Source organism: Chitinophaga sp. (assembly GCF_039596455.1).
Taxonomy (GTDB): domain Bacteria; phylum Bacteroidota; class Bacteroidia; order Chitinophagales; family Chitinophagaceae; genus Chitinophaga.
Window position 1 is genome coordinate 1 of the sequence record NZ_JBCNJR010000010.1, and the last position, 12,740, is coordinate 12,740.

General features: G+C 54.2%; 9 protein-coding genes. 4 read left to right on the forward strand and 5 right to left on the reverse strand.

Features of this window, described 5'->3' with window-relative positions:
* The coding region (locus tag ABDW36_RS23270; protein WP_343704335.1) for a T9SS type A sorting domain-containing protein at positions 1-1,577 on the forward strand (1,577 nt) is incomplete at its 5' end.
* 44 nt (positions 1,578-1,621) lie between these two features.
* Here ABDW36_RS23270 and ABDW36_RS23275 read toward each other — a convergent pair.
* Both ABDW36_RS23275 and ABDW36_RS23280 read right to left on the reverse strand, forming a co-directional pair.
* The gene (locus ABDW36_RS23275; RefSeq protein WP_343704336.1) at positions 1,622-2,530 is read right to left on the reverse strand and encodes an Abi family protein; all 909 of its coding nucleotides are present in this window, start codon (positions 2,528-2,530) and stop codon (positions 1,622-1,624) included.
* Between the two features lie 196 nt (positions 2,531-2,726).
* Complete coding sequence (locus ABDW36_RS23280; protein WP_343704337.1) at positions 2,727-4,262, reverse strand: hypothetical protein; 1,536 nt, start codon at positions 4,260-4,262, stop codon at positions 2,727-2,729.
* A gap of 160 nt (positions 4,263-4,422) precedes the next feature.
* On the opposite strand from ABDW36_RS23280, the gene ABDW36_RS23285 reads away from it, so the two are divergent.
* Positions 4,423-4,971, forward strand: coding sequence for an AAA family ATPase (locus ABDW36_RS23285; protein ID WP_343704338.1), 549 nt, complete (start codon positions 4,423-4,425; stop codon positions 4,969-4,971).
* Here ABDW36_RS23285 and ABDW36_RS23290 read toward each other — a convergent pair.
* Both ABDW36_RS23290 and ABDW36_RS23295 read right to left on the reverse strand, forming a co-directional pair.
* On the reverse strand, positions 4,958-6,028 hold the full coding sequence (locus ABDW36_RS23290; protein WP_343704339.1) for an LLM class flavin-dependent oxidoreductase: 1,071 nt from the start codon (positions 6,026-6,028) through the stop codon (positions 4,958-4,960). The two genes, ABDW36_RS23285 and ABDW36_RS23290, sit on opposite strands and share 14 nt — an antisense overlap.
* 23 nt (positions 6,029-6,051) lie before the next feature.
* Positions 6,052-6,849 (reverse strand): hypothetical protein, encoded by a 798-nt coding sequence (locus ABDW36_RS23295; protein WP_343704340.1) that lies wholly within the window; start codon positions 6,847-6,849, stop codon positions 6,052-6,054.
* A 489-nt stretch (positions 6,850-7,338) separates the two neighbouring features.
* Between ABDW36_RS23295 and ABDW36_RS23300 the strand changes: the two genes are divergently transcribed.
* Positions 7,339-10,047 carry a GH116 family glycosyl hydrolase gene (locus ABDW36_RS23300; RefSeq protein WP_343704341.1) on the forward strand — a complete coding sequence of 903 codons (2,709 nt, stop codon included), beginning with the start codon at positions 7,339-7,341 and terminating at the stop codon, positions 10,045-10,047.
* Between the two features lie 3 nt (positions 10,048-10,050).
* Here ABDW36_RS23300 and ABDW36_RS23305 read toward each other — a convergent pair whose 3' ends face one another.
* On the reverse strand, positions 10,051-11,442 hold the full coding sequence (locus tag ABDW36_RS23305) for a Gfo/Idh/MocA family oxidoreductase (protein ID WP_343704342.1): 1,392 nt from the start codon (positions 11,440-11,442) through the stop codon (positions 10,051-10,053).
* Positions 11,443-11,552: 110 nt separating this feature from the next.
* Between ABDW36_RS23305 and ABDW36_RS23310 the strand changes: the two genes are divergently transcribed.
* On the forward strand, positions 11,553-12,419 hold the full coding sequence (locus tag ABDW36_RS23310; protein ID WP_343704343.1) for an AraC family transcriptional regulator: 867 nt from the start codon (positions 11,553-11,555) through the stop codon (positions 12,417-12,419).
* Positions 12,420-12,740: the final 321 nt, after the last annotated feature.

Here is a 12,740-nt window from a genome sequence, read left to right on the forward strand (position 1 = left end):
CGCCGTACCATAACGTGTACGGCGGACAGATACGCGTGCAGAACCGCGGCGCCTCCGGCACCGGCCACGGCTGGGCCGGGGTGCAAACCCTGTTCTGGAACGTGTATTCCTACCAGAGTGATATAAAGGTGGAAAGCCCCATCGGCGGCCGCAACTGGGGTATCGGGAATATTGGCAGAACACGCAATGGCAACGGTTACTGGGAAAGCTGGGGCGCTCATGTAATGCCCCGCAGCCTTTACCTGGCGCAGCTGGAAGAAAGGCTGGGCGCCGCTGCCGTTGATAACATTGCCACCGCGGCACAGCGCGCCGGCACCTTGTGGGACAGCCTCCGTGCCCAGGCCTTGCGCATTGCCGCAGAGCCCAGGGTGCCTTTCTTCGGGGAGGATACCCTGCAGTCTTTCGACATTACAGACAACGGCGGTATTATTTCCGCGCAGTATGCCAACACCAGCAAACCCGCGGAAAATTATCCCAGCCTGATAGATAACCTCATCACCACCAAGTACTACATCAGCGGCCGCAGGGCGCTGTGGGTGGAATACATATCGCCCCGCCCCGCCATCCTCAGCCGTTACACCATCACCTCCGGCAACGACGTGCCTGAACGTGACCCCAAGGACTGGAAGTTGCTCGGCTCGGCAGACGGCGTTACCTGGGCCGTGCTGGACAGCCAGCTGAACCAGTCCTTCGCCAGCCGCCGCCTCACCCGCAGCTTCCCGCTGGATACCAATACTACCGCCTACCAGTATTACCGCCTGCAGATCACCGCCAACAACGGCCACACCGGCACGCAGTTCTCCGAATGGGAGCTGTGGGAGCGGCGGCATCAAACCATTTCATTTAACGAAGTGCCGGAGATCACTTACGGAGACGAGCCCTTTGAACTGCTGGCAAGCAGCTCCGCCGGCCTGCCGGTGCAAATGGAAGTGGTCAGCGGTCCCGGCATGTTTGTAGATTCCACACTGGTATTCACCGGCGGCGGCACCATTACAGTACGCGCCACGCAGGCAGGCAATGAGCAGTACTTCCCCGCATCCGCTGAAATTGCCATCACTGTCCGCAAAGCCCCGCAAACCATCACCTTCCCGGTTATTGCGCCCCGCCTGAAACACCAGACCGTAACCCTGAATGCCACCGCATCTACCGGCCTGCCCGTCAGCTATTCAGTTGTTTCAGGCAGCGGCATCATTACCGGCAACAGCATCAGGCTCACCAGCGAAGGCCTGATAACGGTAAGGGCCACACAAACCGGTAATGAGAACTATGATACCGCCATGGCAGATCAAAACATACTGGTGCTGGGCCCCGGCGTTATTAAAGATCCGGTAGACATTACAGTATATCCGAACCCCACACGCGGCCCGGTAACAGTGCGGCTTGAAAGCAAGAAGCAGCTTACTTATACCTTCAGGGTATTTGACCGTGCCGGCAACCAGGTGGCGTACGCGGTAATACCGGAGGGGCAGTCAGGCACGGAAATTACGCTGAACCTCACCTCATTGCGGAACGATCTGTACTTTTTACATGTAACGGATGGAACGGATATAACGGTGAGAGGGATATTGAAGTTTTGATGAGAGTGCGTCCGGGGCCGTCATTTCACCGGCTCCGGGCGCTGCTATTGCCAGAGGTCTTCCTTCTCCCATTCAGGGACAAATCCCATCCTTCCGGTAGAAACAGATGGGTATTTTGTGATCAACTGCTTTAGCTGACTGCTGAAACGATTGTAAGGAGCGCATCGATCTAAAATGTACTTCACCACGCATAACTGAAAATAAAGGTGTTCTTTCAATATGCCGGTCGGGTAGTTTTTAATCCATGGAAATTTGCTTCGTATTAATTCCTTTGGAGGGAAATTAAACTTCCGGTAACATATCCTGCAATGATGCGCGCAGTAGTTTCGCAGTACAGAAATGACTACCATCCAGCTCTCAAGCCAGGTATATGTTGGAAGCCCCAGCTTTTGTGCAATTGTCTTTTTCTCCGGAAGATTATTGCGAATGTTGCTGAAAACTTTGGAAAGCGTTCCGAAGCTTAGCACTTGCATAGTTTTCCAGGCAGGTGGATGCTCGCTTTTCCCATACTTCCGGTTGTGATGTGCAACAAAGTCTTCTGAAGATCTTTCCAGCTCTGCATTGATTGACCGGATGTTCTCATCATACCGTTTTGCATGTTCTGCATGGTGGGGGTCGCTGTACCATGTGGGACCGTAAGCCCAACACATTGTATTCACTATCAGGGAACGGAGAGATACTTCTATTCTTTCGATGGCATCAGTTAATAAAAGCCTCAATTCACGATCAAAATTGTATAGCTCTACGACATTTTCAAAAGCGGTACCGGGAATGAATGTGTGCTTAACAGGGTCATTCTGCAGCACCTGCCAGTAGCCCGCCAGCCGGTAATATCCAACATGGGTTAAATGATATTCCAGGGAAGCATGATCATTGATAGTGAGGCCACGCTGTTGCAACAGCGCTATCTGTTCCGTTATGGAAGTGGCTGGTTTTTTGAATGGGTCAACCATAGAAACAATGTATAAAAAAAAGCCTCGCCGTGGGACGCTGATCTTACGGGTAGCGTGGCGAGTTCTGTTGCAACAAAATTAAGCATTTACAACGAGCCGTCAAAATAATTTCCTCTTTTTTTAAAAAAACTGTTCTTCTACGAACAAGACGGGCTGCATCCAATGCCGGATGCAGCCTCCGTTTATCTGCTGCACGCTAATACCCGATATTCCTCAACGCCTTTTCACCCAGCCTTTCTTCCAGTTGCGCCAGGTAAAGGCTGGCCGGTTGTACCGGTGTGCCATGCGCATCGTAAGTACCTTCCGGCAGGTAGGGAATGGTATCGAAAGGAATGGCCCGGCGGGTCCTTTCTCCTTCGCTGCCTATCACCCAGTTAACGGCGCCTGGAGGCTGCTGGTTCAGGAAAGATTTGGCCCTGCAGTTCCAGGCTACGGCCCATCCTACAGACCAGCCGTGCCCTGAGCCCATGATGCCGCGGTTCATAAAATCAATGCCGCCGTCCGGCACCTGGCAGTTGTCTGTGAGCACGCCGGTAGCCCAGCGCTGATGCGGCTGTATCCAGCCATTGCCGCGGAAGGTGCAGTTCAGCAAAACAATAGGCCCGGTTACTTTGGCCCCTGTTGCAAAGAAGAATACATTATCCCCCTGCACCGAGCAGCGGTTGAAGAGCAACTGGGAGCCGTTGCCGCTGAAGTCTGCCGGTTTGGCCGCGCCGATGGTGGGTACTTCGTGCATGATGCTCACCCGGTTTACCGTAATGCGGGATGCATCTGATATGCCGATGCTGTTAACGGTGTTGAACACTTCAATATCAGACGCCCAGCCGTCTGTTACGCCCCGCATATAAAAGGCGCGGTGATGGCCTTCATTGATGGTAACAGATTGTGCGGCGCAGGCGATGCGGAAGTTTTCAATACCTGTGTTCCTGATGGCGCCGGAGGTAGATACTTTGGTGACCGTTACGCCTTGCGGGCCAAGATAAGCGGCGTCATAACTGTCTGTCAGCGGCAGGTCTACCGTTACTTTGTTGCCGCTGATGTGGCGAACTACGCGGGTGGCAGTAATGTCTCCCGTCAGCCAGGTCTGTTTTTTGCCGTTGCGGGTAAGCCCGTCCATGCCCATAAACTTTACCCAGGCGGGTGTAACGGGTTTGGAGATGCTGATGGTATCTCCCGGTGAAAGTCCTTTTACGGATGCCAGGTGAAACGAGTAGGTGCCTGCCGGTACATAGGCATCTGTAACATGTGTGGGCGTTCCGATGGGAGTGGTAGTGGTCCTGCCGCCGATCATCACGGCCGCATGCGGCTTGCCGGTGAGGTGGAGCACAGTGCCGCCCGCACCTGAGCCGCTGCCGCGTATCGCCACGCCGCTGGCCTTGATGGCAAGCGTTCCTTCGCAGGAGTAAGTGCCGGGTTTGAGCAGCAGCGCGCCGCGGAAGCCGTTTACCAACGGCATGGCGGAGATCTCGTCAATTGCTTTTTGAATGGCGGCCGTATTGTCTCCCGCCACCGGGCCAAGCGTGATCTTCACGGCAGGAGAGGGAAGGGCAACGCCTCCGCCGCCATAGCCGGCATAGGAAAAGTCGAGTATCCTGTCTCCCGCGGCCAGTGTTTTGTAAACGAGCTTGCCCTTTGCGTCTGCATGCACCCATTGGCTCCGGTGCGGCGGAGCTTGCGCATGCGCCACGGCCGCCGCAAGCAGCGCGGCCGCCATAAAGATGTTCATTTTCATAACGTGGTAACTAAGTGAGTAATGAATTGAGGGGAAAATTAGGTTTTCGGGGAGAGATATTCAAACCGCTGGTCACAAATGGTGACAGGACGAAAAAAATCCCTACCTTTACACCACTTCACCCTCGCCCTTTTCGGGCGCCTTTCACAACATCCACATCATGCTCAAAACAAATTATTTCATCATTACCGGTGGGCCGGGAATGGGAAAAACATCTTTATTGGACGCCCTGCAGCAGCAAGGCTACACCTGCATACCGGAAACCGGCAGGGCCATTATTCAGCACCAGGCGGCCACCGGCGGCAATGCGCTGCCATGGGCGGACCAAAGCGCTTTTGCAAGGCTGATGTTCCGGCAATCTGTAGCGGATTATGAGGCACAGCGGCCATCGGGGCAACCGGTGTTTTTTGACCGGGGCATACCTGACGTACAGGGTTACCTGGCGTTGTGCGGATTGCCTGTGCCGCCTGATGTAGCAGCCGCTTGCCGGGAGTTGCGTTACAACCCGCTGGCATTCATGACGCCGCCCTGGAAGGAGATATATGAAAATGACCGCGAGCGGAAGCAGTCTTTTGAAGAAGCGGTACGCACCTTTGATATGATGCAGGAAACGTATTCCGGATTAGGCTACCGGCTGGAAATATTGCCGAAAAGCAGCGTGGCGGAACGGATGCGGTATGTATTGTCATATGCGCTCACCGGCTGCTGAGCGCTTCTTTCACCGCAGGCGCCACTTTGGCGCCCAGCAGCGCTATGGACTTCATCACTTTTTCCTGTGCAATACTGCCTTTCACGAGCTGGGCCAGGAAGCGCGTGTGCCCGAACAGGCCGTGCTGGTAAATGATCTTGTCTGTGATCTCTTTCACATTGCCTACAAACAGCGGCCCGTCTGGCAGGCGCATGAACTCGAACTGTTCACGGGTCATGGGAGACCAGCCTCTTTCCTTGCCTACGCGGTTCATCAGTTTTTCATAAGAAGGATAAAAATCGTCTGCCGCCTGATCTGAATCTTCGGCCAGGTGGAACTGGGAGTTGATGCCCAGCTGCAGCTTTGCAGGGTCGTGCCCCGCTTCCAGGGCAGATTTGCGGTATAGCTGGATGAAGGGTACATATTGAGAAGGCCTGCCGCCCAGGATGGCCAGCGTCATGGGCAGGTTCAGCTTGCCCGCCCTGACCGCGGAACTGGGCGTGCCGCCTACTGCCAGCCAGATAGGCAGGGAAGGCTGTAACGGGCGTGGGTATACGCCCAGGTTGCGGATGGCCGGGCGGAAGCGGCCTTGCCAGTTCACTATTTCATGCTGGTTGATATGCATCAGCAGGTCCAGCTTCTCCACGAACAGCTCGTTGTAGTCATTGAGGCTGTAACCGAAAAGCGGGAACGATTCTGTAAAGGAACCCCGGCCTGCCAGTATCTCCGCCCGCCCACCGGAAAGCAGGTCCAGTTCGGCAAATTGCTGGAACACCGTCACCGGGTCTGCAGAACTGAGCACGGTAACGGAGCTGGAAAGGCGGATACGTTGGGTAACGGCCGCAATGGCGCCCAGCACAACCTCCGGGGAGGAAATGATAAAATCAGGCCGGTGGTGCTCGCCCAGCGCAAATACGTCAAGGCCTGTGGCGTCGGCCAGCTTGGCCTCTTCCAGCAGTTCCTGCATGCGGGCATAAGATTCCCTGGCCCCGCCGGCTACCCGTTCGGGATGCACTTCTCCAAATGTGCTGATACCTATTTCCATACTGATGGCTTTATGGAGTGCAAATAAAGCCATATCCGGCGTATTGCCAAATGAGGCTAGCCTATGTGCAGTATTTTGCCGCAGCCCGCATTTTGAGCCCGCCAGATGCCATAGTCAGGATGTGGCGCGCCCATCTGAAAACCAACGGCAAGCACCATGGTATGATATTCTTCCAAAGGCCTTTTGGCGGCCAGCTGCAACTCAAACGTCTGCCCCGCAAATGCCTTTTCTGCATGCTGCCACTCCGTTTCCGCCCGGGCTACAACATGCATCTCATCCCTGTCATAATGATGAAAGCCCTGGTTGGTATGTGCAATGTCTGTTACCACGCCCAACGATAGTATGAGCTGGTAGAAAGGATACGTCCAGGGCAGGCTCAGGTTGAGATCAGGGATCAGCTCCGGGAGTGTCACCGTAGCAGCGGTATTATCACGGTGATGGGTAAACGAAATAGGGTTTTTCACAACGCTGTCAAACAATACGTGTTTATTGAAGTTGAAACCTGTGAGCAAATGCCCGTGATGGGAAAAATATACGCCGCGCTCGCCCAGGCCGTTTTCCGGATCTCTGTCCTGCAGTTTTTTACAGAAGGCGGTGAGCCTCCCGGCAAGGCTGCGGTCTGCCAGCCAGTCCATCGGATAACATGCATCCCGGATAGCCGATGATGCCTGGGAACAGGCGGAAAATTCGCTGTTGAGCAACCTGGTCCGCTCATACTGCGGCAGGTTTTTGATCATTTTTTTGGTGGGGCCGCCTTTGCGCTGAATGATTGTTTTCCCCGTGTCTTTTTGCTGATAGGCAACAAGATTGCCCAGTCTGCCCCTGAAGTTAAAGGGCCCGTCAAGAAATGCCATGGTGTATTCGGTTTGAAGTTAACAATATCCGTTCCTCACGGTATCTATTCTGTATGCTGAATTTAGCAAATATTTAGCAGATGCTGCATCGTTTTCCTGATTTTTTCCTCTCTGTTCCATACCTGTGCCGTATCTTAAATAGACGCGGAACAGGTACGGAACGGATACGTGACAGATACGGAACGGATACGGCACGGGTATATAGTTGTACCGAAGTATGCACAAGTATCAACAAAGGCAGCGGCAAAGGAAAGGCTGAGTATATCAGAGTATGCAGGTAAATGACCGCATTGACACTGAAGTGGTGTAAATAACACGGCTTCACAAGCAAGTTTGTGTATATTGTTCCGGCAGGTACCTAAAACAATCGATTGCCGGGAAAAGCGGGTGAAAAAACACCTACGAAACGGTAAAAAACTGCCAGCGCCCCCCGGCCAAAGCACGTAATATGCGTACGCAACGTAGCTACTCAACCAATACAACCAAACAATGCAGCGAAGAAATTTTCTGAAGAACTCAGGCCTGTTAGGGTTCGGCCTGCTGGCAGCGGAGCTGCCGGTATGGGGCGCCTTTACAAGACCGCCGGGTTACCCGGAACACAATATTCCCGCAAACAAGAGGATAGCCCCCGCCTGGCTGCGTTCCCTCCGCGAAAGAGGGGAAGCCACCGCTTATCTCAAAAGCCGCAATGAGCTGCGTTACATCGGCATGCCTGCCGGCGGCCTGCACAGCGGTACCGTGTATTTGGGGGGAGACGGGCGCTTGTGGCTCTGGCAGATCTACAATGAAAGCATGGAGCCTGTTCACGAAGGCATTGATCCTAAACTGGTGTTCTGGCATGATGGCACCCAGCAGCGCAAAATACGGCCCAGGGACGGCGCTGCGTATGTAGAGCCTGCCATTGCGGGCAATAAGCGTGTGCTGGAGCAGGGGTTTGCCGTGCAGGTGATAAAAGGGGGAACGAAATATATCAAAGAGCTGAATGAAGACCATTGGGACGAGATCAGGTTTGAGCCGGCCTATCCCTGCGCCACGGTTACCTACACTGCCGCCAACTTCCCGGTGAGCGTGCAGCTGCACGCTTACGCTCCGTTCATCCCGCTGGATGAAGACAGTTCAAGCCTGCCAGCCACCATTCTCCGCGTAGCGGTCATCAATCTCACGGGTGAGGCGGTAGACGTTTCCCTGCTGGGCTGGCTGGAGAACGGGGCCAACAAACTCACGGCCAAAAGTGGTAATGGTAAAAAGCGCTGCAGTGTGACCACTGGCAAGGCGGCCACCTCGCTGTACTTTGATTTTGCTGCTACAGATGCGGCACTGACTACGTCGCAAGACGCCGGCAGCATGTCTCTCTGCTGCCACCAGGCCGGCGCCCGCGCGCTGAACGCGCTGAAACCATGGCCGGTAACAGCGGCCAGCTTTGAGGCCGCTGCGGCGGCCGGTGTTGCGGAAACAGATGGGGGTGAAAAGCAGGTAGGCGGTCTCATTTGCCAGGGGCTTGTGGCCGCGGGTCAAACATTCAAGGCAGATTATTCCGTGGCATGGCACTTCAACAACCCGCATCCCAAACTGAAAAAGCTGGTGAAAGATGCAGAGGGCGGCTACTGGTACGGAAAGCGCTTTAAAAATGCGTTGGAGGTGAACCAGCATGTAGCCGGCAATCTGCAATACCTTGTTAACACCACGGAACTATGGCAGCAAACCTGGAACAGCTCCACGTTGCCGCACTGGTTCCTGGAACGCACTTTTGTCAATATCGGCACACTGGCCACGGCCAATACTTACCGCTTTGCCAGCGGCCGCTTCTGGGCCTGGGAGGGGGTGGGGGCCTGCGCGGGCACCTGTACGCACGTATGGCAATACGCCCAGAGCATGGCGCGTATTTTTCCCGCGCTGGAGCGGGACCTCCGCCAGCGGGTAGACCTGGGCGCGGGTTTCAGGCCAGACAGCGGGGCTATCATTTTCCGGGCGGAAAATGAAAACAGGCCTGCTATTGACGGGCAGGCGGGCACCATCCTGCGCTTTTACCGGGAGCACCAGATGAGCGCAGATAACCGTTTCCTCACCGTCAACTGGCCCAGCATCAAAAAGGCGGTGCAGTTTATGCTGGAGCAGGACAAGAACGGTGACGGGATGACGGACACCCCCATGGAAAATACGCTAGACGCGGTATGGGAAGGAGAGATAGCCTGGATTGTTGGCCTCTGCATTGCCGCGGCCAGCGCCGCCGCTGAAATGGCCACGGAAATGGGAGACAGGGCTTTTGCAAAAGCTTGCAGCGGCTACGTGGAGAAAGGCCGCAAAAACATGGAGACACAATTGTTCAACGGGGAATACTTTATTCATAAACCGGATGCCCTCACAGGCAGGAAAAAGCTGGGCTCGTACAACACCTGCCACATAGACCAGGTGTATGGCCAGAGCTGGGCTTTCCAGGTGGGGCTGCCGCGCATGCTGGATGAAGAAAAAACGAAGGCTGCGCTGAAAGCGCTCTGGCAGTACAATTTCACCATGGATGTGGGCCCGTATATCAAAACACACACCGGTGGCCGCCCTTATGCGCTGGCCGGAGAAGGCGGCATGATCATGAACACCAACCCGAAAAATGAAGCAAAGCCTTACGGCGAAGACGTCACCTGGCAGCTCGGCTACTTCCATGAATGCATGAGCGGCTTTGAGCACCAGGTGGCCGCACATATGATGGCGGAAGGCATGGTAGATGAAAGCCTGGTGATGACGCGTGTTATTCATGACCGTTACCACGCCGCCAAACGCAATCCCTTCAATGAAATAGAATGCAGTGACCACTACGCCCGCGCCATGGCTTCATACGGCACCTATATTAACGCTTGCGGCTACACGTATCACGGGCCTAAAGGAAAGCTCGGTTTCGCGCCCCGCATACAACCGGAAAATTTCCGGGCGGCCTTTACCACGGCGGAAGGCTGGGGCACTTACAGCCAGCAGCAGGTAGCCGGCGGCCAGCGTCATCAGATCAGCATGGCCTACGGCAAGCTGATGCTGCAGTCTCTTTCTTTTGAAGCCATAAACGGCCGCACTTTCAAAAGCGCGGCAGTAACGCTGAACGGGAAGAAGGTGAGCGCGGTGTTGAGGCAGAACGGCAGGCAGGTGCTGCTCACGCTGAAGCAGAAGGCTGTTATAACGGCCAATGATGTGATGGAAGTCAATCTGGCATAGCCGTTATATCTCCACCCGCTGCCCGGTTTCCATGGCCTTATAAATAGCCTGGAGGATCTTCACATCCTGCCGGCCCATTTCACCGGGTACCGGGGTGGGGCGGTCTGTGCTGACGGCAATGGCGAAATCGTCCATTTGCCGGGCCTGCTGGTTCACCTGCGGCAGGTCCATAGGGCCGTCTGAGGTACGGCCTTTGATGCCGGAGTAAGGGAAGGCGGGAGACAGCTCAAACCAGCCCTGCTCAGCTTCCGCGCGCAGCAGGTTCATTTCTTCTGAATAGGAGCTGCGGCACTCCGCGGTGAGCCCGCCGGGAAATTCCATTTGCCAGGTGAGAGACTGTTCTACACTGGCAAATTTGGCTGGGTCTGTTTTAGGCCCTTCTTTGGCGGTAACGGCTATGGGCTCCATACCACTGGTGTAACGCGCGCCCTGTACGCAATAGATGCCTACGTCCATCAAGGGGCCGCCGCCGGCCAGTTTCTTATCCAGCCGCCAGCCTTCTGCATCTCCCATGCCGTTATCTGCCTTTATTTTTTTTAGCGCGCCGTATACCTTGTTCTGTCCCAGCTGTTTCATTTGCAGGTTATGCGGCTCAAAGTGAAGGCGGTAGCCGATAGATAACATTTTGCCGGCTTCCTTGCACGCTGCGATCATGCGGTCGCAATCTTCCACGGTAACGGCCATGGGCTTTTCGCAGATCACATGCTTGCCCGCGCGGGCAGCGCGTATCACGTATTCCGCATGCATGGCGTTGGGCAATACCACGTACACAATATCAATGTCTGTATTATTGCGGATGTTGTCGAAAGTATCGTAGTTGTATATGTTAGCATCAGGTATGTTGTATTTCGCTTTCCAGTCACGCGCCTTTTCCGGTGTACCGGTAACAATGCCGGCCAGGTAGCAGGCCTGCGTTTCCTGAAGAGCGGGCGCCAGCTGGCCGGCGGCATATTTGCCGAGACCTACCAGCGCAATGCCCAGCTTGCGCGGAATAGACGTGCCGCTGGCACGCGGGGCCGTGGCGTTTTCTTCAACGGGAGAGAACATGGCGAGATTGTCAAGCGTCATAAAAGCCAGTCCCGCGTTGAGGGACAACTGTTGTATGAACGCTCTTCTTGAATAGTGACCGGCCTGCATAAGAAACAAGATTGGTGGAATGAAGAAGATCGAAAGAATCATGCCATGCAGAACAGCCGTGGGAGGGAGGTAAACAGCTATGGGCCTGTGGAATTTGTTGCCCATGGCATTAAAAAAACTCCCCGGTTGGGCCGGGGAGCTTTTAATTGTCAGGCATTCAGTGGTGTGGCCGCTTCCGCCAGCCGCGTCCGCCCAGGTGAGCACAATCACTACAGGCAGGTAAATGAGGTGCGCGAGGAAGTTGTAAGAGGGTTGCATATCATTGAAAGTTATCTTTTTCTCGTGTGCAATTTTTGTTGTTATGGAAGGAATTATCCTGTTTGCTACAGCGCCATTGGTGTTGCCAGCTAAATGTTATCTTTACCGGCATGCAGCCATCTTACATCATCAGCCGGGAAAACAGCAGGGAACCGTTGGCGGAGCTTCGTGTTATAGACCAGCATACGGCCTGGGAACGAAGGCCGATGTATGCGCTGGTAAAGGTGCCGGCGGGTACTTTTGAGTGCAAAACAGACCTGGCCGTGTACACTGTGCAGGGGCCTGCCTTGTTTTTCTTTACACCGTACCAGCAATATGCGCTGCGCTCGTCTGCCGCATTCCGGGGTGAGCTGCTTTACTTCCACGGCGATTTTTATTGTATAGAGCAGCACCGGCACGAAGTGGCCTGCAACGGCGTGTTGTTCAACAATGTATACGCCCCGCCTTTTGTACTGCTGGACGATGAGAACGATGCGGCCGTCAAAAATTACCTGCGCCTGCTGGGAGACGATATGCAGCGGAAGGAAGATATTGCCCGGCATGATATGGTGATAGCGCATCTTAAAATTCTGTTGATCATAGCGACCCGCCTCAAGCTCCGCCAGATGCAGGATGAAGGCAACCGGTTGCCGGCTGCCGCGGGGCCGCAATTGCAGCAGCTGCACCAGTTGATAGAAGGTCATTTCTCCGAATGGCATAAGCCCGCAGATTACGCGGCGGCACTGCATATTTCAGTTAAAACACTGTCCCGGCTTACGGGAAAATATCTTTCTAAGACCCCTTCTGCGCTCATTGCGGAGCGCATTGTGCAGGAAGCCAAACGGGCGCTTCACTTTTCCAACCTGAGTGTCAAGGAAATAGCCGCGAATATAGGCTTTTCCGATCCATTCTATTTCAGCCGGCTGTTCAGGAAATATACGGGCGTTTCTCCGAGGGAGTTCAGGGAGAACGTAGGAGTGGTTATCTTAACCTCATAGAAAGTATATATTTGAAAATAAAAAAAATATCAATGTTTTCAGGTTTAGAACATTCTCAGCAAGGACATTTCTTTTTTAGAAAAGCAGATAAATAAGCATTGTTAGCGAATCAGTTCCTGATTTACCAGGTATTTTTTACGTTGTACGATTGGCTAAGGGGAGGATGGATGTTGTGTATGTCGGAAAATCCGGTACTACTCTCCAGGCAGGAAATTATAAAGGACAGACTTTACGAGGCCGTATCAACAACAAGAATATTAGTTTTGCTGCAAGTTTTAAGGATATGACCTATTTGTCCGGGTATTGGCGAACATCCTCCAT

Coding starts and splice junctions, on each gene's coding strand:
- ABDW36_RS23275 (WP_343704336.1), bottom strand. CDS start 2,530: ATGGTTGACCCATTCAAAAAACCAGCCACTTCCATAACGGAACAGATA.
- ABDW36_RS23280 (WP_343704337.1), bottom strand. CDS start 4,262: ATGAAAATGAACATCTTTATGGCGGCCGCGCTGCTTGCGGCGGCCGTG.
- ABDW36_RS23285 (WP_343704338.1), top strand. CDS start 4,423: ATGCTCAAAACAAATTATTTCATCATTACCGGTGGGCCGGGAATGGGA.
- ABDW36_RS23290 (WP_343704339.1), bottom strand. CDS start 6,028: ATGGCTTTATTTGCACTCCATAAAGCCATCAGTATGGAAATAGGTATC.
- ABDW36_RS23295 (WP_343704340.1), bottom strand. CDS start 6,849: ATGGCATTTCTTGACGGGCCCTTTAACTTCAGGGGCAGACTGGGCAAT.
- ABDW36_RS23300 (WP_343704341.1), top strand. CDS start 7,339: ATGCAGCGAAGAAATTTTCTGAAGAACTCAGGCCTGTTAGGGTTCGGC.
- ABDW36_RS23305 (WP_343704342.1), bottom strand. CDS start 11,442: ATGCAACCCTCTTACAACTTCCTCGCGCACCTCATTTACCTGCCTGTA.
- ABDW36_RS23310 (WP_343704343.1), top strand. CDS start 11,553: ATGCAGCCATCTTACATCATCAGCCGGGAAAACAGCAGGGAACCGTTG.